Below are 22149 nucleotides of genomic sequence, written 5' to 3' on the forward strand. Positions count from 1 at the left end.
TCCACTCCACCATGCCGAGCTGTGAGCCGCCAGAGAACTCAGGATCTTGCGCCGTCGACCGCTCGTGCGATGCCTTGGATGGTGCGCAGGCGCCCGTCGGCGAGCGCACGGGTGAGGTTTTCGACTTTTCGCTCGAAGTCGGGGACGAATGCTTGCAGACCCAACGGGCTGGACGGCTGGGCCAGCAGCGCGTGCATGAGCGCGGTCGCCTGCTCGGTCAGGTCATTCCAGTGCTCGACCGCGAACCCGGCGGACTCGACCACAGCGCGCAACTCATCGGGGGCGGCCAGATGGCTGCGCGCGGGTTCGTCGGCCCACGGCAGCGGATAGTCGATTTCACCGCGATCGCCAATCGTAATGTCCCACAGGGCAAGCCGTCCGCCCACCGCCAGTGCCCGACGTGCCTCGGAGTACAGGCGCGCCTTGTCGGCCACGTTCATCTGAACATGCTGGCTGATGGCGACGTCGAAAGTGCCGTCGGCAAACGGAAGTTCGGTGACGTCGGCCTGACGAACCGATATCCGATCGTCCAGGCCGACGAGTCCATTAAGCCAGCGGTTGGTTTCGCAGTATTCGTCGGTCAGATCCACGGCGGCAACTGTGCAGCCGTAGTGGTCGGCCACGTAACGGGCGGTGCCGCCGATGCCGCTGCCCGCGTCGAGCACCGAACTCTCGCTGGTAATCCCGGCCAGGTCCACCAGTTGGGCGGTGGCGTAGCGGCCCATGGTGTGGAAGTCCTCCAGCAGGCCGAGGTCGGCGGGTTGCAGGTGGTCAAGGTATTTGCCGGCGGTTAGCAGAGCCTGCTCGATGTTACGGCGCGACAGGCCCGTCGAGTATTGGTTCTGCAGCTGGTTGTTCATGGGCGCACCTGAGTCCATGCGGTGATCATTGGAGGCATCGTGATGAGGGCATTGACCGCAAGCGCCTCGTCGCGGAACAGCGAGACGAAGTTGTCGATATCGGCAAGCTCGTCGATCGCAAGGACCGTGTCCAGGCCCAGCTGTTGCGCTGTCGGGGATACCAGCCGCCAGACTTCCGCGGCGTAGGCCAGGATGTCGCTGTCGGCGGCGGTGCCGATCGGCGTGCCAAGGGTCAGGTGTGGCGTACCCAAACCGGCGTCGGCAAAGATCGTGTGCAGGGTGGTGCCGAACCGCGCACTGAGCCCCATGGCCTCGAAGGCGCGGACAATTCCAGCCGTTACCTGCCCGAACAGTGGCATGTCCGGGATGCTGTGCGTCCCGGTGATGTCGTTCTCGGAGAACGCGATCACGCCGCCGGGGCGCACGAAGGAACTGAGGCGCCGCAGCGTGGCGGCCGGGTCGGGCAAGTGCATCAGGATTAAGCGGCCCACCACCGCATCGACCGGTTGGTCCAAGGCGATCGCGTCGATTGCAGCGCGCTCGAAATGCACTGTGGACAAGCCTTGTTCGGCGGCGCGGGCGCGAGCCAGTTCGATCATTTCGGGTGCGGCGTCCACACCCAGAACGCTTCCCGTCGGGCCGACTAGCCGAGCGGCGACAAATGACACGTCACCGGGCCCGCTCCCGACATCGAGCACCCGCATGCCCTGTTGCAACCCGGCGAGCCGAAACGCATGCTCGGTGTAATCGTCATACAGCCGTCCTTGCAGGAGCAGCCGCTGAACCTCCACGTCGGTGTGGCCCAGCACATAGGTGCTGCCGCTTTCTGCGGCGGGTGATGTCGTACTCATCGCGTTCCTACCCTTTCCGGCTCGGCTGGTGTGTTGTGCTCGTTTCGCCACACTGCGGACTGACCCGACAACCGGGGATGCGCGGGCTGCGGATGCTGTTGGAGTTGGTCGAACTTGTCCAGCCGGTGCATCGGCACGAGTCCGGTCAACATGAACTCCCAGATTTGGCGGATGAGATTGCCTGCGGTACGGCGGGATTCCGGGCCGGTGACGTAGCGGCGTGCGATCGCCAGGAAGTCTTCGGGTTCGACACCGGCTACGTCACGGACATGCGTGGTCGGGCCGCCCACTTCAAAGGTCCCCAGGGCGTACTCGGGTAGGTAGTGGCGCAAGCTGGACTCGAAAAACAGGTCGGCGCCGAGTCGCTTGGCGTTCACGCGCACTGCGCGCATGAACATCCACGTCGGAATATCGATGTGGCGCACACGTCGGCCCAACGCCTCACCGACCGCGTCGGCGATCTCCGCTCCGCTCAGCAGCGTCGGTCCGGTCGGGCGGTAGGCGCGGCCGTCATGACGGTGCGGGTCAAGTAGCGCACCCACCGCTACCCGGGCGATGTCTTCGTTGGAGGGAGGCGCATTTCGGCCCGCCCCGGTGGGCGTCGGCAACACTCCCAGCTGGGCGGCCATCGGGACCAGCTGTAGATAGTTGTCGGCGAAGTACCCCGGATCAACCGCGACGTGCGCGGTGTCCGGCAGTAGCTCGAACAACTTGTCGGTCAGCCAGGCATGCCGGGTCATCAGCGATGGATGCTCGGGGCTGGCCAGCCACTGCCCGAGCGCCACCACCGCTTCCACTCCGCTGCGCCGCGCGGCGACGGCAAAGGTGACTGCGCTGTCGAGCGCATGGGGATGGTACGGAGGGTTGAAGTATAGCCGGTCCACCCCGTCCAGGGCGGTCGTAACCTGTTGGACGTCAAACATATCAGCGACGACGACATCAGCGCCCAAGTCCCGCAATTGGGCGCTGCGGGCATCGTCACGATGCACGATGGCTCTGGTCGAAACCCCCTTTTCCAGCAGCTGGGCGGCAACTGCACTGCCGATCCTGCCCGTGGCACCGGTTACCAACACGCGATGGTTCATCTGATTTCCCTTTCGGTTTGACGGGCCGGCAATAACCGGCCGACGACGATCGCCGCGCCCAGCGCGATGCCCGCACATACCAGCGTGCTTACCTGCAGGCCGTGCAGGAATGCGTGATTGACGGTTTCGCGGACCGAGCTGGCCCGTTGCGGGGGGAGCTGCTCGATCACCCTGTGCGCCAGGGCCATTGAGTGACGCATCGCTTCGGACGGTAGTCCGGCCAACGTAGCGGACGCGCCGAGATGCCCGGAGTACACCGAGGCGAAAATGCTGCCGGCGATAGCGACTCCGAGGGTGCCGCCGAGTTCACGGGTGGTGTCGTTGACGGCCGAGCCGACCCCGGCCTTGTCGGCGGACAGCGATCCCATGATCGCCTCGGTGGCCGGCGCTGTCGTCAGGCCGAGGCCGCCGCCGAGCAGCAGCATCTGCATGGCGATCTCGCTATAGGGCGTGGCCGCGTCCGCCGTGGAGGCCCACGCCAGGCCGGCGGCGAACACAATGAGGCCGGCGGCGACCACGGCGGTGGTGCCGATTCGTTCGACCAACCGGGGGCCTGCGATGCTGGCCAGCGCGATCGATCCGGCAACCGGAAGCAATCGCACACCGGTCTCAAATGCGGTGTAGTCCTTGATGAATTGGAAGTACTGGGTGATGACGAAGATGAAGCCGAACAAGGTCAGAAAGCCGGCGGTCACCGCCAGGCTGCCGCCGGAGAACCGACGGTTGGAAAACACCGAGACGTCCAGCATGGGATGGGTGCTGTGGCGCTCCCACAGCGCAAACACGGCGAGAACGATTGCGGCGATGACGAAGCCGGTCGCAGTCCGGGTGTTGGTCCATCCCCAACTGGGCGCCTCGATCACGGTGTAGACCAGTGCCGTGATTCCGGCCGCGGACAGCATGAGGCCGGGGACGTCGACGCGCGGCGCGGCAGGGTCGCGCGAGGTCGGAACGAACAAGATGCCGCCGATGATGGCCAGCGCCGCGATCGGGATGTTCACCATGAAGATCGAGCCCCACCAGAAGTGCCCGAGCAGCCAGCCGCCGCTGATCGGTCCCACGGCCACCCCGACACCTACCATGGCCGCCCACAATCCGATCGCCTTGGCGCGCGGCACCGGATCGGTGAAGATGTTGGTGATCAATCCCAGGGTGGTCGGGAAGATCACCGCGGCACCCACGCCCATGGCTGCCCGCGCCGCAATGAGCTGATCCGCGGAGTTCGCTTGTGCCGCAATGCCTGACGTGATCGCAAACAGCGCCAGACCGGAGCTGAGCGAACCACGCCTGCCGTAGCGGTCGCTGAGGCTGCCGGCCGAGAGCAGCAACCCGGACATGACCAGGGTGTACGCGTCGACGATCCATTGCAGCTGCGCGGTGTCGGCCCCGAGTTCGCGCGACAGCGTGGGCAGCGCGACGTTGACGATGGTGGCGTCGACGCTGATGACGAAGACGCCAAGACAGATGATGGCGAGCGCGGCGATCGGGTGATTGCGGAAGACGGGGAGCGTACGCATAAACAAGACAGTAAAGTGATAAGACAAATGAATCAAGTACGTAATGGAAAAAGATGTCTGCACTCTGATACGCTGGCATGGTGGCGACCCGCCGGAATTACAACCAGAACTGCCCCATCGCCCGCGGGCTCGATGTGCTGGGGGAGCGGTGGACACTGCTGATCCTGCGCGAACTGGTCGGCGGACCTCGCCGCTACGGCGATCTGCGTGACGAGCTGCCTGGTATCGCAACCAATCTGCTCGCTGAGCGACTCAAAGAGTTACAAGACGCTGGGCTGGTCGATCGCGCCGACCTACCGGCTCCAATCGGTCGGACCGTCTACACGCTCAGCGACTTGGGCTGGCAGCGGGTCCTGCCCGTATTGCAGACCATTGCGTGGTTTGGCCTGGATCGGCTTGACCCGATCGACAGCGGTCCGGTATCGCCGTTGAACGGGTTCCTCGCCGGAATACTGCTGGGCTTCAACTCGGGTAGCGCGGCAGGTCTGGAGGCGACGTACCGCGTCGAGATCGATGGCCGCCGTTTCGAGTTCGCCGTAACACAAGGCCGCCTGGCCGGCGCTCACGGCGAACCGTCGGCGACTCTGTCCGCCAGCGCGGCGGATCTCGTCACCGCCCGTCTCGGGTCCACCGACGCCAAGCGCAAGGCGGCCCTGCGGCGCATCAGCTTCGACGGCGACCCGGACGCCATCGACGCGCTGCGCACCGCCTTTTCGCTGTAGGCGTGTACCAGGACATCGATCCGCCTCACCACGAAACCGGTAGTTCGACGAGCCCGCCGGCAAGCACGTCGCGACGTGTCGGCAGTGTTGCGGGATCGACCGTCAGGTGCATCGTCGGAAATCGCGGAATGAGCTGGGCGAAAACCGTTTTCAGCTCGATCCGGGCCAAAGGTGCCCCAATGCAATAGCGTGCGCCGTATCCGAAGGCAAGATGAGCGCCGTCCTTGCGGGCGACGTCGACACACTGCGGGTCGGCGAACACCACTGGGTCGTGGTTGGCCGCCCCGATGTCCAGCAGTACCAGGTCCCCGGCGTGGATGGCGACACCATCGATGTCGAAATCTGAGCGCGCGTAGCGCGGAATGCCGCCCACGCCACCTCCTGTTGCCGCCGCACGCAACAGCTCCTCGACGGCATTGGGGATCAGCGCGGGGTTGTCCAGGAGTGCCCGCCACTGATCGCGGTTCGTCAGCAACAGCAATGCCCCGAGCCCGATCTGGACCACTGTGGTCTCGTGTCCGGCGAACAGCAAGAACATGGACATCCTCGCGGCCTCATCATCGGAGACGCCGTCGGTTTCACACAGCCGCGATATCACATCGTGGCCGGGATGAGCCCGCTTACGCCCGACCAGCTCGCGGCCGTAACCGAACAGCTCGGCCAGCCCGCGCTCGGAGCGGGCGTGATCGCGCACATTGCCGGCGTCCTGTGCCCATGTGCGGAACTGGTCACGGTCGCGGTAGGGGACTCCGAGCAGCTCGCAGATCACCAGAATCGGCAGCGGCATCGCCAATCGTGCGTGCAGATCGGCCGGAGGGCCCTGCGCGGCCAATTCGTTCAGCACTCCGGTGGTGAGTGCATCGACTCTTGGCGCCAGTGCCCGCAGATGTTTGGGCGAGAAATGGGGCTGCAGCAGGGTTCGCAACCGGGCATGGTCGGCCACCTCGGTGTCGAAGTTGCCCAGCGGCCCACCGAACAACGCCGATTCCCCGGTGCGCGCCGCCGTATCGGGTTCGGGATGTGAACGACCGAGTCGATCGTCGTCGAGCAGCCGTCGCACCTGTGCGTAGTCCGTGACCAGCCAGGCCTCGTGGCCCACCGGAGTGCGCACCCGATGAACCGGCAGTTCGGTGGATGTCATCACGCCTGCCTTGCAGTAGAGCGAGTCTTGTATAAGACAAGATAAACAATATTACTTGTACACTAACCCCTAGACAAGAGGAGGTTGAGATGACGGCCGTCCGATCCGAGCCGACTCGGCGGATGCCCCGCGCTCAACGGCGCGAACAGATCCTCGCCGCCGCCACCCGCGCATTCTCCCGCGGCGGGTTTACGAACACCAGCCTCGATCTCATCGCAGGGGAAGCCGGTGTTACCCCGGTGATCCTCTACCGACACTTCGCTTCGAAGGCCGACCTCTACCGGGCAGTCCTCGAGACCGCTAATACCCGGCTCGGTGAAGCCACGGGGGCAGACGATTTCGACGACGCCAGCATCCCTGCACTGATCCGCGCGGCCACCGCGGATCCGGACGCCTTCCGGCTGCTGTTTCGATATGCCGCCCGCGAACCCGAGTTTCGCGACATGATCGACATCCTCATCGACAGGGGGACGGAGGTCACCCGACGGCACCTCGCGGGCATCGCCGACGATCAATGGCGTAGCTGGGCGGCACGACTATTGCCCAGCATGACAATCGACGCCGTCATCGCCTGGCTCGACGCCGGCCAACCCAACCCCGATCAAGCCGCCGACCGAATCCGCCAAATTGTTGACGCCGTAATCCAGGCCGCCGCGACGCATTAGCCTTCGGCGACTCTCGTTGCAGGCGCAGGCATGTCGTCACATGTGCAATCTGTTTATCCACTTTCGAGGCGTCGGGCTTCGTGGGCCATGAGCGCAGTCCAGTCCCGCAGGGTTTGCATCAGTGGCGCCGTGAGGGAATGTGATTCGCCTGACTGGTTCGCGAGCAAGGTGCACACCAGGACCTGGGCCGGCAAGTAGGGCCGCATCGAGGGCCTGTTGAAAAAACGTGGATTTTCCGAGGTCATCTGGCATAAAGTCAAAAAGTCATAACCTCAAGCTCAACTTGACGTTGGGGTGGTGGTCCGTGTTGCGGAGATTCACGCCGGGCCAGGTGTCGTCGAGCTCATGTCGCTGTGTGTGCACACGTCCAGCCGTTTCGAGCGGCGGGAATTGGTTGCGTCTAGGCAAGGTCAGGCCCAGCTGAAGAAGGGACGGTTGTGATGAGTTTTGCGGTGTTGCCGCCGGAAGTGACTTCGGCGCAGATGTATTCCGGTGCCGGCTCGGGGCCGATGCTGGCCGCCGCTGCCAGCTGGAACGGGTTGGGCAGCGAACTGGGTGCGGCGGCGGAGTCGTTTTCGTCGGTGACCTCGGACCTGGTGAGCGGTTCCTGGCGGGGTGCGGCGTCGGCGGCGATGGCCACCGTGGCCACCCAGTATGCGCAGTGGCTGAGCACGGCGGCGGCCCAGGCGGTGGGTGCGGCCGCGCACGCCAAGGCCATTGCCGGAGTCTTTGAGGCGGCCAAGGCGGCGGTAGCGCATCCGATGGCGGTGGCGGCCAACCGCGCGCAGTTGGTATCGCTGGTGAGGTCGAACCTGTTGGGCTTCAACGCTCCAGCGATTGCGGCCACCGAGGGCACGTACGAGGCGATGTGGGCGCAGAATGTCGCCGCGCTGGCGGGTTATCACGGCGCAGCGTCGGCGGTGGTCGCCCAGCTGACACCGTGGCAGCAGGTAATGGAAACGAACAAGGCCGACTTCACTAACCTGCAAAGGTTCGCCAAGTTCCAGATCGCTGATGCGAAAGCTTCGACGAATAGCGATCTCGGGGCGGCAGGCGCGGCTTTCAATGCGAGTCGCTTTGGCGTGGCGGCTCAGGATGTCGGCAAGGCGGGCCTTATCGACACCGGGACGGGGTTGGAAGTGGCCGCCCGGGTCGAGGCCTTCCCGCTATCGGTGGCCGGTCAAGACCTGGTGATCCTCGGCGGTGGCGGCGGTGCCGTCATAGGGCGCGGGCCCGCCGCGGTGTTGCAGCAGGCGGTGCCGATTTCGCCGCCCCCCACTAGTGGCGGGGTTTTCGGACAGATCGTGGCAACCGACCGGGCCGACTGGACTAATTTCCAAAACACTACCCGGATCCAGTTGTCCCATGCGGGGGCTCTGACCGACGGCGATTTCACGGCGGCCGGCACGGCGTTTGGCTCGGGTCGCTTCGGCCTGGCCGCTCAGGATGTCGGCAAGGCGGGCCTTATCGACACCGGGACGGGGTTGGAAGTGGCCGCCCGGGCCGAGTCCCTTCCGCTGTCGGTGGCTGGTGAAGACCTCGTGATCCTCGGCGGCGGCAGCGGTGTCGTCACGGCCCCACCCCCGCCTCCGGCGATGTAGCCGCGGCCGGTGCATTGCGCCCGACTATGACGCGGTGCCCACTAAACTTGCGGCGTGGCGAAACCTGGTGATCCTGAAGCGGCGGCGCCGCGGCCGGTGTTAGTGGTCGATTTCGGTGCGCAGTATGCGCAGCTGATCGCTCGCCGTGTTCGAGAAGCACGCGTGTATTCGGAGGTTGTCCCGCACACCGCCTCGGTCGAGGAGATCAGGTCCCGTGATCCGCTGGCGCTCGTGCTGTCCGGAGGACCGGCCAGTGTCTATGCCGACGGGGCTCCGCAACTCGATCCTGCGGTGTTCGAGCTCGGCGTGCCGGTGTTCGGGATCTGCTACGGGTTTCAGGCCATGGCCCAGGCGCTCGGCGGCACCGTCGCGCACACCGGTACCAGCGAGTACGGCCGCACCGAACTGAAAGTTCTTGGCGGCGAACTGCATTCGGGACTTCCCGAGGTCCAGCCGGTCTGGATGAGTCACGGCGACGCGGTCACGGCCGCTCCGGACGGATTCGACGTGGTGGCCAGCACCGCGGGTGCAGCGGTGGCCGCCTTCGAGGATTCCGGTCGGCGGCTGGCCGGGGTGCAGTATCACCCGGAGGTGATGCACACCCCGCACGGGCAACAGGTGCTCAGCCGGTTTCTGCACGACTTCGCCGGGCTCGGCGCGGACTGGACTCCCGCTAACATCGCCAACGCGCTGGTCGAGCAGGTGCGTGCGCAGATCGGCGACGGCCACGCGATCTGCGGACTATCCGGCGGGGTGGACTCCGCGGTCGCCGCCGCGCTGGTTCAGCGCGCCATCGGTGACCGGTTGACCTGTGTGTTCGTCGACCACGGGTTGTTGCGTGAGGGTGAGCGCGCACAGGTGCAGCGCGATTTCGTGGCGGCCACCGGAGCCAACCTGGTCACCGTCGACGCCGCGGACACCTTCCTCGAGGCGCTGTCGGGTGTGAGCAACCCCGAGGGCAAGCGCAAGATCATCGGCCGGCAGTTCATCCGGGCGTTCGAGGGCGCCGTACGAGATGTGTTAGGAGGCAATGAACCTGGAAAAAACATTGAGTTTCTGGTGCAGGGCACGCTGTATCCGGACGTGGTGGAGTCCGGCGGGGGCAGCGGTACCGCGAACATCAAGAGCCACCACAACGTCGGCGGTCTGCCCGGCGAACTGAAGTTCAAACTCGTCGAGCCGCTGCGGCTGCTGTTCAAGGACGAGGTGCGCGCCGTTGGGCGGGAGTTGGGGCTGCCGGAGGAAATCGTTGCGCGCCAGCCATTTCCGGGTCCCGGCCTGGGCATCCGGATCGTCGGCGAGGTCACCGCTGCGCGGTTGGAGACCCTGCGGCGCGCCGACTCGATCGCGCGTGAGGAGCTGACCGCGGCGGGCCTGGACAACCAGATCTGGCAGTGTCCGGTGGTGCTGCTCGGCGATGTCCGCTCGGTCGGCGTGCAGGGCGACAACCGCACCTACGGGCACCCGATCGTGCTCCGGCCGGTGTCCAGTGAGGACGCCATGACCGCCGACTGGACCCGGGTGCCCTACGAGGTGTTGGAACGCATCTCGACCCGCATCACCAACGAGGTGCCCGAGGTGAACCGGGTGGTGCTGGACATCACCAGCAAACCGCCCGGCACGATCGAGTGGGAGTAGTCCGGCACCCGAACTGGGCCCGCGGTCAGCCGAATTCGAGCAGCGTGTAGGCGCCGCGAAACCGCTTCGTCGGTCCAAAGCGCCAGAAGGCGGGAAACACGGTGCCAAAGAACACGCCCCGCCCTTTGGGCATCGGCACGTCGTTTACCGCTCTGACTCCGGGCATGGTGTGCACCAGGTCCGCCAGCTGATGCACCGAGAGGCTGAACGGCATCGGCGGCACCTTGTAGCTTCTGGATGATCGCAGTCCTTTGGGGGCGAGCATCTTGACGGCGGTCGGCGGCAGGTCAAAGAACATCTGCCCGCCGGGAAATCGTTTGGCGCAGGCAGCGATCAGGCCCATCGCCTGTTGGGGTTGCAGGTACATCAGCAGACCCTCGGCAGTGATGAATACACCGTTGCTGCTGTCGATTTTGTCCATCCAGGTGTAGTCGAGAGCCGACTTTGCCAGGTGAGCGACTCGCGCGGAATACGGCAGCAGGCGCTGTCGCATTTCAATGACGGGTGCCAGATCTAATGAGACCCAACGGAATTTGCCGCCGCGCAGTGCGCTGTCCAGCCGCCAGAAGCTGGTTTGGAGGCCCTCTGCAAGCGCGACGACCGTCGCCTCGGGATGCTTGCTGAGGTAGCTGATTGCGCATTGGTCGACAGCCAGTGAGCGCAACGCCATTTCCTGGCCTTTGCGTCCGAATTTTTCGAAGCCGAAGTCGATGGACTCGACAAGTTTGATTGCCATCGGGTCATCGATGATCGGGTCGGGGTGGCTGGCCTGGTGAGCCCTGCCGTAGAGGGTCATAAGTGCTGTCTCCGAGACACCGGTCAGCAGCCCGGCGTCCGCGCGGTTGTTGGACCGGTGACTCATCGAGGCAAACCCTACCGGCCCACCAGAAACTGGTCACCGCCGAAACAGATACCGCAACACGGAAAGCAGGATTGTCGCCACCACCGAGGTCAGCAGCATCGATATCACCGGAATGTAGATGCGCACGTTTCCGCGCTCGATCCGGATATCACCTGGAAGGTGGCCGAACCACGACAGCCCGCCCACCCACATGAGCACGCCCAGCATCACGATCGCGATCCCTACCACCACGATGAACAGGCCTACATTGCGTTCCATCGCGCTCCCTGAACGTCGATCGCCGGCTCGGATGACAGATATCGCTGCAGAGGCGAATCCACGTCATTTTGCGAAGAAGACAACGCTACCGCCAGCGGTCGTGTTGACCGGCCTCCTTTTAAGAGTCGGTAATTTTGAGTTTCACGAATTCGCGCTTGTCGTAGGCGATATTGGCTGCGCTCCAGCGGCCACCGGCAGCGCCGACGAGCCGGCGGGCGGTGTCGAGATCGCCAGTGTCGGTGATCAGGATCAGGGTGTGGTCGGTTGTGGTGACGGATCCGCCCCGCAATCGACGGTGTGCGGCCGGAGCGGACACGAACGCCTCGCGGAAGCGGGCGAGGTCGATGGCGGGCACGGTGACGGCGATCGCGTCCGCTCCCGGCGCATCCTGCGGCAGGTAGTCGAAGATCAGCACCGCTTCTTGGTCGAACTGCCGGCGCAACGCCTCGGCGAGGGTGTGCAACGTGAGCTCGTCGGGACTGCAGAGATGAAATTCGCGCGACCGCTCGGAGGTGGTCTGCTGCAGCTCGGTTGACCAATACACGCCGTCGAGCGGGGTCGATCCCGTCGCCGCGGCGCCGTTCTGAGCGATCGTCACGTCGGCCTGGATCTCGAACAGGGGATCGGTGTTGTCGGTGACGAAGAGCTCCGCCGGATGACAGGTCGGGGCTGGCGTTATCGGCAGCTTCGTCGGCACGAAAACACCGCCGGAAAGCACCATCAGCCACACCAGCACCGAGCGCATAAAGCAGCCTCTCACGTTGCTTGACGGTTGTCGGAGGGTGGGTGTTTACTCGGAAACAGCTATCGAACATGCATTCGAAACGTAAGAAAAAAGGTGCTGGTAGGAGGCTTGGGATGACTGCTGCTTTGGCCTCCCATCAACGGCATGAAGATCGCGCTGAACAGCTCGAATCGCTGCGCCGGAAAATGGCTCTTCTTTCTGGAAAGCTGTCGAGGGCGGCGTCCGGGAAGGCCGTCGCCCGCTCGGATGATCTGCTGTCGGAGTCGGAAGCCGGGCTGGCGGTCCCGCAGTGGCTTGCCGAGGTGCTGCCGGCCCCCTTGCCCCGGGGGACGGTGGCGGTGTTGTCGGGGGCCCGGTCGCTGCTGTTGGGCATGGTGGCCGCGGTGACGGCAGCCGGGGGCAACGCGGCAATCGTCGGCCAGCCGGATATCGGACTGCTGGCCGCCCTGGAGATGGGGGCGGATCTGAGCCGGCTTGCGGTGATACCGGATCCCGGGACCGACCCGGTGGAGGTGGCCGCGGTGCTCATCGACGGCATGGACCTGGTGGCGCTGGGTCTGGGTGGGCGCCGGGTGCCGCGGTCCCGGGCGCGGGCGGTGGTGGCCCGCGCCCGCGCCAAGGGCTGCACCCTGCTGGTCACCGACGGTGACTGGGAAGGGGCGCCGACGCGGCTTCAGGCCCGGGTGTGCGGCTATGACATCACGGCGGGCGGTCGGGGCGCACCAGCCTGCGGATTCGGGCGGATCAGCGGGGTGCGGCTGCAGGTCAGCGGTGTGTGTGCAGGGGGACGGACGATCGGCCGGGCGCGGACGGGGTGAATTCGAGTGAGCTCTTCCCGGGTGCTGGCGATCTGGTGCATGGAGTGGCCCGCGGTCGCGGCCGCGGCGGCCGCGGGCCTGTCCGCGATGGCTCCGGTCGCGGTCACGTTGGCCAACCGGGTGGTCGCCTGCTCATCGGCCGCCCGCGCGGCGGGAGTGCGGCGAGGGCTACGGCGTCGGGAGGCGGCCGCCCGTTGCCCGCAACTGCACGTCGCGTCCGCCGATGCTGACCGCGATGCCCGCTTTTTCGAGGGGGTGGTCGCGGCGGTGGACGACCGGGTGCCCCGCGCCGAGGTGCTGCGGCCCGGGCTGTTGGTGTTGCCGGTGCGCGGTGCGGCCCGCTATTTCGGGTCCGAGGAGCAGGCTGCCGAGCGGCTGATCGACGCGGTGGCCGCGGCCGGCGCCGAGTGTCAGGTCGGAATCGCCGATCAGCTGTCCACCGCGGTTTTCGCCGCGCGTGCCGGCCGTGTCGTCCAGGCGGGAGGCGACGCGAAGTTTCTGTCGGCGCTCTCGATCCGGCAGCTCGCCACCGAGCCGAGCCTGTCCGGTCCCGGTCGAGAAGAGCTGGTGGATCTGTTGTGGCGGATGGGGATTCGCACCATCGGACAGTTCGCCGCGCTGTCGCGTACCGACGTGGCTTCCAGGTTCGGTGCCGACGGGGTGACCGCGCACCGGTTCGCCCGCGGCGAACCCGAGCGGGGACCGTCCGGGCGGGAGCCGCCGCCGGAACTCGAGGCGGTGCTGGACTGCGATCCGCCGATCGACCGGGTCGATGCCGCGGCATTCGCCGGACGCTCGCTGGCCGGCACGCTGCATCAGACCCTGATGACCGCCGGTGTGGGATGTACCCGGCTGGCCATTCACGCCATCACCGCCAACGGCGAAGAGCTGGAAAGGGTTTGGCGCTGCGCCGAGCCGTTGACCGAGGACGCCACCGCCGACCGGGTGCGCTGGCAACTGGACGGGTGGTTGAGCAACCGGACCCGCGACCCCCGTCCCACCACGGCGGTGACGCTGTTACGGCTGCAGGCGGTGGAGGTGGTGTCCGCCGAGGCGCTGCAGTTACCGCTATGGGGCGGGCTCGGCGAGGAGGACAGGCTTCGGGCCCGTCGGGCGCTGGTGCGGGTTCAGGGTCTGCTCGGTCCGGAGGCGGTGCAGGTGCCGGTGCTGTCCGGCGGTCGCGGGCCGGCCGAACGCATCACGCTGACCCCGCTGGGCGACGAGCCGGAACCGCGGGCCGACCCGGATCGGCCATGGCCAGGCCAACTGCCCCAGCCGTCGCCGGCGGTGCTGCTCGACGATCCGGTGGAATTGCTTGACGCCCAAGGGAATCCGATACGGGTGACCAGCCGGGGGATGTTCTCTGCCGACCCCGCGCGACTGATCGGCAGTGACGTTATCGGCCGGGAGGACCGGCTGCGCTGGTGGGCGGGACCGTGGCCGGTCGACGAGCGGTGGTGGGATGACCGGCCTGGGGCCGGTCAAGGAGGTGGTCGCACCGCCCGTGCGCAGGTTTTGCTGGAGGGCGAGCGCGCGCTGCTGCTGTGCTACCGCCAACGGAGGTGGTATCTCGAAGGAATCTACGAGTAAGTGCTCCGTCAGTGGTGAAAGCACCTGATTTCATCCGCGATCTGTCATAGAGTTTTCCAAAGGTTTTTCGACGGCTCCTCAAATGGTTCGGTTTGCCGGATGTCATTGGCGTCTTTGAGGCGGCCAAGGCGGCGGTAACGCATCCAACTGCGGTGGCGGCCAACCGCGCGCAATTGGTATCCCTGGTGAGGTCGAACCTATTCGGCTTCAACGCCCCGGCGATTGCGGCCACCGAGGGCGCATATGAGGCCATGTGGGCCCAGAATGTGACCGCGCTGTCGGGTTATCACGGCGCGGCTTCGGCGGTGGCCGCCCAATTGGCGCCGTGGCAGCAGGCGCTGCAAGCCCTGCCCGGCCTGGCCGGCTCGGCTGCCGCCAAACCCGCCGCCAATATCCTGCAAACTGTAGCGACCGAGGACAAGCAAGCAATCGTGACCCAGAAGAACCTGGCCAAGACCGAGCTCAGCAGTGCGGGAAATATCGCGATCAAAGACCTCAGTAAGGCCGGGACCGCTCTCGGCTCGGGTCACATTGCGCAGGCCGCCGTTGATGTGACTGCCGCGGGCCTTATCGAAACCGGGGTAGTGCCGTATGTGGCCATTCAGGACGCTGCCTTGCTTCTGGAGTTGCCCATAGCTGACATCGCCGTTATTGGTGAACAACTGTAACTGCACTGGTGCAGCGAAGCTCCGAGTAACGTCTCGTGCCGCGGCGTCCCAGCTCGGCCGACATCTCAGCCCAACCGGCGCGCGAACGGCCCGACCCGTTCGATGAACCGGTCGAAGAACACCGCTGGGTCGACATCAATGCCGATGTGCGCGTTGGGTTCTCGGCCCCAGCGCCCCGACCAGTCGGTCACCGTCATGCCGCGGGTCAGGGTTCCGGTCAACTCGACGTCCACCGTCGCAGGCTGGGTCGCTATGAGCTGCGGGTCGAGTGCGACTGCGGCAGCAAGCGGATCGTGCAGATGCGCCACATATCCATGGCCGAGGCTGTGATAGGCCTCCATGTAGAAGCGCATCGCGTCGTCGATCACCCGGATCAACGGATTGGCCGGGTTTGACCCTGCGGCCGCCGCCAGTCGCGCCAGGTGCTCCGGCGTCATCGCGATGCGACGCGTCAGATCCAACCCGCACAGGATCGGAAGTCTTTGCTGTTCAACAACGTTCACGGACCAGGCGGCGAACACCTCGGCTGCTGCTTCGGGGTCCACGCCGATGTTCCATTCCGTCACCGGGGTGGTGTTGCCGCGGTAATCGTAGGCACCGCCCATGATCACGAGTCGGCGCAACAGCGTCGGCAGCGCCGGTTCGGCGCGCAACGCCAGTGCCAGATTGGTCAACGGTGCGGTCGCGACGCCGATTAGCTCACCGGGAAAGGCGTGTGCCGCGCGCACCCAGGCCGTCGCGGAGTCGTAGTCGGTGAGCCGGCCATCGGTCGGCGGCAGATCGGCATACCCCAAGCCTCGGGACCCGTGCACTACAGAAGGAGCGCGGATCGGGCCCGTCAGCGCTTCGTCGGAGCCCTTGGAGACCGGTACGTCGGTGAGCCGGCACAGCTCGAGCAGTCCCAGGTTGTTCTCGCAAACCTGTTCCACCGCAACGTTTCCACCGGTCGAGGCGATGCCAACCACGTCCGCGTCCGGGCTGGCCAGCAGGTACACCAACGCCAGCGCATCGTCGACTCCGGTGTCGACGTCGACGAAAACGGGGGCCACCGCGCCAACCTTAGTGCCGCTTCCTGGGGACTACGCTGTCACGGTGCCCAAGCCCCCAGAAGACGACCTGACCCCGCACTTCGACGACGTGCAGGCGCACTACGACCTGTCCGACGACTTCTTCCGGCTGTTCCTCGACCCGACGCAGACGTACAGCTGCGCCTACTTCGAGCGCGACGACATGACGCTGGAAGAGGCGCAGATCGCCAAGATCGACCTGGCGCTGGGAAAACTCGGCTTACAACCCGGCATGACAGTGCTGGACGTTGGCTGCGGCTGGGGCGCCACCATGATGCGGGCGGTGGAAAAGTACGACGTGAACGTCGTGGGCCTCACGCTGAGCCGCAACCAGGCCAATCACGTCGGGCAGTTGATCGCCAAGTCGCAAAGTCCCCGCGCCCAGCGGGTCCTGCTGCAGGGTTGGGAGCAGTTTGACGAGCCCGTCGACCGGATCGTCAGCATAGGCGCCTTCGAGCATTTCGGGCACGAGCGATACGACGCGTTCTTCACGCTGGCGCACCGCCTGCTGCCCACCGACGGAATCATGCTGCTGCACACCATCACCGGGCTGCACCCGAAGGAGATGCACGAACGCGGCCTGCCCATGTCATTCACATTCGCGCGATTCCTCAAATTCATGATCACCGAGATCTTTCCGGGCGGCCGCCTGCCGTCGATACCGATGGTGCACGAGCGTGCCTCCGCGAACGGCTTCACCGTGACCCGTGTTCAGTCGCTGCAGCCGCACTACGCCAAGACGCTCGACATCTGGTCCGCGGCACTGCAAGCCAACAAGGACCAGGCCATCGCGCTGCAATCCGAGGAAATGTACGAGCGATACATGAAGTACCTGACCGGCTGCGCCGAGATGTTCCGCATCGGCTACATCGACGTCAACCAATTCACGTGCGAGAAGTGACTACCAGTGCACGCCGGGGACCAACCGGACCAGCCGTTTGACCGGCTTGGGCACACCGATCCGGGTGACGGCACGCGCCGGCGGCTTGGGACGCCGCGGAGCCTGGGTGTGGCTCGGCTCTGGCTCTGGCGACGAAATCCCCTGTGCCGCAGCCGAATCAGGGTAGCCCAGATAGAGCTGATGCAAGAACCGTCGCGCCGTCCTGGGCGCGAAGTAGTTGCCGGCCTCGGCGAGCGTGCCTATCGGGGTGTCGATCCGCGCCGGCTTTTTCACTAACCCGCGCACCACCATGGCCGCCGCGCGCTCGGGGCTGATCGCCGGCACCGCGTTGAGCCGGTGGGACGGCGCGATCATCGGCGTCTTCACCAAGGGCATATGGATGTTGGTGAACGTGATCTGGTCGGACAGCGTCTCCGATGCGACCACGTCGGCGAACGCGTCCAGCGCCGCCTTGCTGGGCAAATATGAGCTGTACTTGGGATTGCGGGCCTGCACACCGGCACTGGACACGTTGACGACGTGGCCGAATCGGCGCTCACGCCAGTGCGGCAGCAGCGCCAGCACCATCCGCACGGCGCCGAAGTAGTTGACCGCCATCACCCGTTCATAGTCGTGCAGTCGGTCGGTGGAGTTGACCACCGAGCGACGTATCGACCGGCCGGCGTTGTTCACCAGGTAGTCGACGTGGCCGAAGCGTCCCAAGATGTCTTTGACGGTGTGTTCCACCGAGGTGGAATCGGTGACATCGCAGGTAAAAGCATGCGCCTGACCGCCTTTCACGCGAATCTCGGCGACCAGGTCGTCGAGCGCGTCGGCGTTGCGGGCCAGCGCGAACACGGTCGCGCCCCGCTCCGCGACGGCGAGCGCCGACGCCCGGCCGATCCCGCTGGATGCGCCGGTGATGATGACGTGCCGGCCCTGCAGGGGTCCCTTCGGATCGTCCCGGCGGGCGCGATCGGGGTCGAGGTGCTCGGCCCAGTACCGCCACAGCTTGGGCGCGTAGGCGGCGAACTCGGGCACCTCGATTCCGGTTCCTTGCAAGGCCTTTCGGGTCTCGTCGGCGGTGAAGGTGGGCTTCAGGTCGACGACGTCGAAAATCTCGGGGGGCACTCCCACCTGAGTCGCGGCCATGTTGCGCAGCGCCTTGGCGCGCCCGCGCACCTTGAGCACCGGCGCCGCCACCGACCGGGGCAGCGACCCGCGCAGGGGCGGCAGCCCGGCCGCATCGGCGATGCCGCGATAGATGCCGCGCAGTCCGACTGTCTTCGGCGCCGTCAAATGGAATGTCTGCCCATCACGGTCCTCGGCGTGCATGAGCGCGACGAGCGCGTCTGCCACATAGTCGACCGAAACGATGTTGGTGCGTCCGGTGTCGGGCAGCATCAGCGGGGTGAACCGGGGCAGCACGGCCAGCTTCGACAGCACGCCGAAGAAGTAGTACGGCCCGTCGATCTTGTCCATCTCGCCGGTGCGTGAATCACCCACCACCACCGCCGGGCGGTAGATGCGGTACCGCAGCCCGGGCGTAGAGCGCACCAGCATCTCGGCTTCGAACTTCGTCTGGTGATACGGCGTCGGCAGCTGCTGGCCGACGTCGAAGTCGTCCTCGGTGTACTCGCCGGCGAAGTCGCCCGCGACCGCGATCGACGACACATGGTGCAACGTCGCATTCAGCCGTTGCGTCAGCTCGATGACGGCGCGGGTGCCCTCAACGTTGGCGGCCCGCTGCTCGGCCTCGCCGGCGGTGATGTCGTAGATGGCCGCGCAGTGCACCAGGTGGTCGATCTCGCCCAACTCGGCGATGGTCTCGTCGGTCAACTCGAGTTCCGTCAGGTCTGCAACCAGCGGTTTTACCCGTTCGTCCCAGTGTGCGGACCGGCGTTCGAACCGCCCAAGCGATGGGCGGCGGACTAGCACCCACACCTGCGCATCCGGCTGGGTGTCCAATATGCGTGAGATGACGCGGCCCCCAATGAACCCGGTACCGCCGGTAACGACATACCGCATTCAGCCCATGGTGGCGGCCCGGGAGGCACACGTCAACCGCGCAGGTCAACTAAAGCCGTCTGAAACCGTCAGCTGAAGTTGCGGACGCCGTCCCAATCCACCAGCGTCCAGCCGTCCATCGGGTTACCGGTGATCACCACGCGGCCGGCATTGGGCAGCGGATGACTGGTCAGCAGGCTGCTCTTGGGGTTCTTCACGTTCAACAGGGTCCAGATCATGATCGCCGTGCCCTGCGAGAACACGGCCGCCTTGCTGTGGCCGCTGTCGTAGATCTTGCGGATGGCGGCGGCGAACTGATCGTTGAACTCTTTGCCGCTGACCGAGCCCGGGATGCTGTCTTTGATGTCGCCGTTCAACCAGGCCGCCGGCGCCAGCATGTAGGTCGAGCTGGCCATCGATTCGGGTTTGCCGTTATACCAGCCGGCGTTGATCGACTGCAGGCCCTGAACGATTTCGACTTGCTTGCCTAGTTCGCTGGCCAGCGGCGCGGCGGTTTGCTGAGCTTCGGCCATGGTCGAGGCGTAGATGGCGTCGAAGTCGTTGTGGGGGAGCTGGCGCACCAACTGCTGGGCCTGCCCCTTGCCCTCGTCGGTGAGGCTGGGACCGGGAACGTTGGTGTCGAGAACCCCGTCCGCGTTGGCCTGGGACTGTGCGTTGCGGACGAACGTCACGGTGATGCTGCGCGCCTGCGGTGTTCCGCCGCAGGCACCGATGATTACCGTGGCGGCGAGCAAGGCCAGGACTTTGGGGGCCTTCCATCTGGTGCGAATGCGCATATCAATAGCCTGCCCTGCCTACCGCGTCGTTGTGAAGGGTTTGGCAATGGTTGGGTAATGGTTGGGTGCAGAAAAGCTTCCCTTTTGGAATCGAGAGGAGATTCGCATGGCGATCGACCCGACTGCCATCGGCGCGACGACCGAACCGATGCTGTTCGAATGGAATGACCGGGACACCATGCTTTACGCGCTCGGTGTCGGCGCCGGCACCGATGACCTGTCCTTCACCACGGAGAACAGCCACGACCTCGCCCAACAAGTGCTGCCGACCTATGCGGTGATCTGCTGTCCGGCGTTCGCGGCGGGCGCGCTGATCGGAAAGTTCAACTGGGCGTTACTGCTACACGGCTCGCAGTCCATCCGGCTGCATGCGCCGCTGCCGGCGTCGGGAAAGCTGTCGGTGGTCACCGAGGTCGCCGACATCCAGGACAAGGGCGAGGGCAAGAACGCCATCGTCATGTTGCGCGGCCGCGGCACGGATCCGAAGTCGGGTGAGCTCGTCGCGGAAACGCTGAGCACCGCAGTCATCCGCCAGGCCGGCGGGTTCGGGGGAGTGCCCGGCCAGCGGCCCGTCGCACCCGAGTTCCCAGACCGCGCGCCCGACGCCCGGATCGACCTGCCCACCCGCGAGGATCAGGCGCTGATCTATCGGCTATCCGGTGACCGCAACCCGCTGCACAGTGACCCCTGGTTCGCCAAGGAGATGGCCGGGTTCCCCAAGCCGATCCTGCACGGGCTGTGCACCTACGGCGTGTCGGGTCGCGCGCTGGTGGCTGAGCTCGGCAGTGGCGTCGCCGCCAACATCACCTCGATCGCCGCGCGGTTCACCTCGCCGGTGTTTCCCGGCGAGACGCTGAGCACGCAGATCTGGCGAACCGAGCCGGGCAAGGCGGTGTTTCGCACCGAGGTCGCCGGCTCCGATGGCACCTCCAATGACGCTGTGCGGGTGGTGCTCGACGACGGCGAGGTGGAATACACGGAAGGTTAGTGGCCTGGCATCCCTGATGTCCTTTGTCGCTGACGGTAGTAGTGCACGTAAGCGATCGCCGGTACGACGACGAACGTGATCACGATCAGAACGATCGAGAAGTAGTTGGCGTCGCCGCGCGCCGTCAGGAAGATGGTCCGGTAGTCGAAGGACACCGCGAGCGCTACCGAGACCGCGACCGCGACGATCGGTAACACCTTGTCGGTGAACGCATTCCGCTTGACCGCCGCGTGCTCCGGGGTCCGATCGAGCGCCAGCGCCATGAGAGCGATTGGCACAATGATGAATTGGATGAACCGGGCGATCACCGCGAGGCCGGCGAGGTTCACGCTGTCGAAGCGCAGCGCCAGCGGGAATGCCAGCGCCAATGAGGCGGTGATTCCGAAAGCGAGCATCGGCACGCCAAATTGGTTCTTGTCCGACCACCGGATCGGCAGGACCCCGCGGTCGGACAGCGCGGTCCACAGCCGCGGAGCGCCGAACGACGCGGCCACGTTGATACCGAACATCGACACCAGGGCTCCGAGAACGATGACGGTCCGGAACCTATCGTCTGCGATTGCCGCGGCCAGTTGCACGGTGTCGTGCGACGTCGCGATCTTGTCCGCTCCTAGCAACATGGCGACCACCACGGCGAGCACGTAGATGGCACCGACACTGAAGATCGCTAACGGTATGGCTTTTGGGAGGGTGCGGTCCGGTGTGTCCATTTCCTCGGCGGCGTTCGCGATCGATTCGAAACCGGTGTACGCGTACAGCGCGGCGATGGTGGCCAGCGTCAAGCTCGCGGCCGTGCTCGCCGCCGGGTGGTAGGCCGAGGTCGACGTCGCGTAGTTGTTGGCGTGACGTGTGGCGATGACCAACAGCCCGCCGGCAATGAACAACGAAAGCGCGAAAATCTTTCCGACGGTTGAGATTCCGTTGGCCCATTTGACCGCCCGGTTGCCGAACACGTTGATGGCCAGCAGCACGGCGATGAAGAGGACAAATGTCAACGTCTTGATGCTGAACAGCTCGGTGCCCGCGGCCCAGGCCTCATCGGGAAAGATCACCTCCAACAGGGTTGAGGTGAAGAGCGATGCCAGGACTCCCCATGCGATCGAGGCGGTGATCGCATGCGTGACACCGACATAAATGCCGATGCGTTCCCCGAAGGCGGCCGTCGTGTAGGCATAGGACGCGCCATTGGTTTTGACATATCTGGCCGCCGTGGCGAAGACGATCGCCACGACGCCCGCGAAGAGGCCGGCCAGGACGTAGGCGAGCGGCGCGTAGGGTCCAGCGAGCTTGATCACCGCCCCCGGGGTGAGGAAGATGCCGGCCCCGATGATCCCATTGATCCCGAGCAGGACGACGCTCCAGAAGCCGAGCTTGCTGATCGCACACCGT

At 65.6% G+C, this 22149-nt stretch carries 19 protein-coding genes and 2 pseudogenes; 9 read left to right on the forward strand and 12 right to left on the reverse strand.

The annotated features are described in order from the left end of the window. Positions 1-38: 38 nt before the first annotated feature. Genes ACLP9N_RS24405 through ACLP9N_RS24420 form a run of 4 tightly spaced genes read right to left on the reverse strand, consistent with a single transcriptional unit; the run spans position 39 to position 4313 of the window. On the reverse strand, positions 39-878 hold the full coding sequence (locus ACLP9N_RS24405) for a class I SAM-dependent methyltransferase (RefSeq protein ID WP_442409792.1): 840 nt from the start codon (positions 876-878) through the stop codon (positions 39-41). Then, complete coding sequence (locus tag ACLP9N_RS24410) at positions 857-1711, reverse strand: class I SAM-dependent methyltransferase (RefSeq protein WP_442409793.1); 855 nt, start codon at positions 1709-1711, stop codon at positions 857-859. Before ACLP9N_RS24410 ends, ACLP9N_RS24405 begins: the two co-directional genes overlap by 22 nt. Further along, complete coding sequence (locus tag ACLP9N_RS24415; RefSeq protein WP_442409794.1) at positions 1708-2796, reverse strand: NmrA family NAD(P)-binding protein; 1089 nt, start codon at positions 2794-2796, stop codon at positions 1708-1710. The genes ACLP9N_RS24410 and ACLP9N_RS24415 overlap by 4 nt, the downstream gene beginning before the upstream one ends. Next, positions 2793-4313 carry an MFS transporter gene (locus tag ACLP9N_RS24420; protein ID WP_442409795.1) on the reverse strand — a complete coding sequence of 507 codons (1521 nt, stop codon included), beginning with the start codon at positions 4311-4313 and terminating at the stop codon, positions 2793-2795. The genes ACLP9N_RS24415 and ACLP9N_RS24420 overlap by 4 nt, the downstream gene beginning before the upstream one ends. A gap of 77 nt (positions 4314-4390) precedes the next feature. On the opposite strand from ACLP9N_RS24420, the gene ACLP9N_RS24425 reads away from it, so the two are divergent. Next, a complete protein-coding gene (locus ACLP9N_RS24425; protein ID WP_442409796.1) occupies positions 4391-5035 on the forward strand; it encodes a winged helix-turn-helix transcriptional regulator in 645 nt (214 codons plus the stop codon). 25 nt (positions 5036-5060) lie between these two features. Here the strand turns inward: ACLP9N_RS24425 and ACLP9N_RS24430 are convergent, their stop codons facing one another. Next, positions 5061-6176, reverse strand: a complete 1116-nt coding sequence (locus ACLP9N_RS24430; protein ID WP_442409797.1) for a cytochrome P450 — start codon at positions 6174-6176, stop codon at positions 5061-5063. 89 nt (positions 6177-6265) lie between these two features. On the opposite strand from ACLP9N_RS24430, the gene ACLP9N_RS24435 reads away from it, so the two are divergent. The 3 genes and pseudogenes from ACLP9N_RS24435 to guaA all read left to right on the forward strand — a co-directional run bounded on the left by ACLP9N_RS24435 (position 6266) and on the right by guaA (position 10080). Continuing rightward, positions 6266-6841, forward strand: coding sequence for a TetR/AcrR family transcriptional regulator (locus tag ACLP9N_RS24435; protein WP_442409798.1), 576 nt, complete (start codon positions 6266-6268; stop codon positions 6839-6841). Positions 6842-7281: 440 nt separating this feature from the next. Then, positions 7282-7800, forward strand: a pseudogene (locus tag ACLP9N_RS24440) (PPE family protein); the annotation flags it as partial. A 696-nt stretch (positions 7801-8496) separates the two neighbouring features. Then, positions 8497-10080 carry a glutamine-hydrolyzing GMP synthase gene (gene guaA / locus ACLP9N_RS24445; protein ID WP_442409799.1) on the forward strand — a complete coding sequence of 528 codons (1584 nt, stop codon included), beginning with the start codon at positions 8497-8499 and terminating at the stop codon, positions 10078-10080. 25 nt (positions 10081-10105) lie between these two features. On the opposite strand, the gene ACLP9N_RS24450 is transcribed toward guaA, so the two are convergent. The 3 genes from ACLP9N_RS24450 to ACLP9N_RS24460 all read right to left on the reverse strand — a co-directional run bounded on the left by ACLP9N_RS24450 (position 10106) and on the right by ACLP9N_RS24460 (position 11945). Next, positions 10106-10942 (reverse strand): class I SAM-dependent methyltransferase, encoded by an 837-nt coding sequence (locus tag ACLP9N_RS24450; RefSeq protein WP_442409800.1) that lies wholly within the window; start codon positions 10940-10942, stop codon positions 10106-10108. A 33-nt stretch (positions 10943-10975) separates the two neighbouring features. Continuing rightward, positions 10976-11200, reverse strand: a complete 225-nt coding sequence (locus ACLP9N_RS24455) for a DUF2905 domain-containing protein (protein WP_442409801.1) — start codon at positions 11198-11200, stop codon at positions 10976-10978. Positions 11201-11318: 118 nt separating this feature from the next. Further along, positions 11319-11945 (reverse strand): hypothetical protein, encoded by a 627-nt coding sequence (locus ACLP9N_RS24460; protein WP_442409802.1) that lies wholly within the window; start codon positions 11943-11945, stop codon positions 11319-11321. Between the two features lie 113 nt (positions 11946-12058). Here ACLP9N_RS24460 and ACLP9N_RS24465 point away from each other — a divergent pair, with 113 nt between their 5' ends. From ACLP9N_RS24465 to ACLP9N_RS24475, 3 genes and pseudogenes are all read left to right on the forward strand, one after another. Continuing rightward, positions 12059-12763, forward strand: a complete 705-nt coding sequence (locus ACLP9N_RS24465) for a hypothetical protein (protein ID WP_442409803.1) — start codon at positions 12059-12061, stop codon at positions 12761-12763. Positions 12764-12802: 39 nt separating this feature from the next. After that, the gene (locus ACLP9N_RS24470; protein WP_442409838.1) at positions 12803-14353 is read left to right on the forward strand and encodes a DNA polymerase Y family protein; all 1551 of its coding nucleotides are present in this window, start codon (positions 12803-12805) and stop codon (positions 14351-14353) included. Positions 14354-14460: 107 nt separating this feature from the next. After that, a pseudogene (locus ACLP9N_RS24475) lies at positions 14461-14718 on the forward strand (PPE domain-containing protein); the annotation flags it as partial. A gap of 368 nt (positions 14719-15086) precedes the next feature. On the opposite strand, the gene ACLP9N_RS24480 reads toward ACLP9N_RS24475, so the two are convergent. Beyond that, positions 15087-16070 (reverse strand): nucleoside hydrolase, encoded by a 984-nt coding sequence (locus ACLP9N_RS24480; protein WP_442409804.1) that lies wholly within the window; start codon positions 16068-16070, stop codon positions 15087-15089. A 43-nt stretch (positions 16071-16113) separates the two neighbouring features. Between ACLP9N_RS24480 and cmaA1 the strand changes: the two genes are divergently transcribed. Then, the gene (gene cmaA1, locus ACLP9N_RS24485) at positions 16114-16989 is read left to right on the forward strand and encodes a cyclopropane mycolic acid synthase CmaA1 (protein ID WP_442409805.1); all 876 of its coding nucleotides are present in this window, start codon (positions 16114-16116) and stop codon (positions 16987-16989) included. Here cmaA1 and ACLP9N_RS24490 read toward each other — a convergent pair whose 3' ends face one another. Then, positions 16990-18996 (reverse strand): SDR family oxidoreductase, encoded by a 2007-nt coding sequence (locus tag ACLP9N_RS24490; protein WP_442409806.1) that lies wholly within the window; start codon positions 18994-18996, stop codon positions 16990-16992. Positions 18997-19064: 68 nt separating this feature from the next. Beyond that, complete coding sequence (locus ACLP9N_RS24495; protein ID WP_442409807.1) at positions 19065-19772, reverse strand: histidine phosphatase family protein; 708 nt, start codon at positions 19770-19772, stop codon at positions 19065-19067. A 106-nt stretch (positions 19773-19878) separates the two neighbouring features. On the opposite strand from ACLP9N_RS24495, the gene ACLP9N_RS24500 reads away from it, so the two are divergent. After that, a complete protein-coding gene (locus tag ACLP9N_RS24500) occupies positions 19879-20760 on the forward strand; it encodes a MaoC/PaaZ C-terminal domain-containing protein (RefSeq protein ID WP_442409808.1) in 882 nt (293 codons plus the stop codon). On the opposite strand, the gene ACLP9N_RS24505 is transcribed toward ACLP9N_RS24500, so the two are convergent. Further along, positions 20757-22139 carry an APC family permease gene (locus ACLP9N_RS24505; protein ID WP_442409839.1) on the reverse strand — a complete coding sequence of 461 codons (1383 nt, stop codon included), beginning with the start codon at positions 22137-22139 and terminating at the stop codon, positions 20757-20759. The two genes, ACLP9N_RS24500 and ACLP9N_RS24505, sit on opposite strands and share 4 nt — an antisense overlap. Positions 22140-22149: the final 10 nt, after the last annotated feature.

It is taken from the genome of Mycobacterium sp. (assembly GCF_052144515.1).
Lineage (GTDB): Bacteria > Actinomycetota > Actinomycetes > Mycobacteriales > Mycobacteriaceae > Mycobacterium.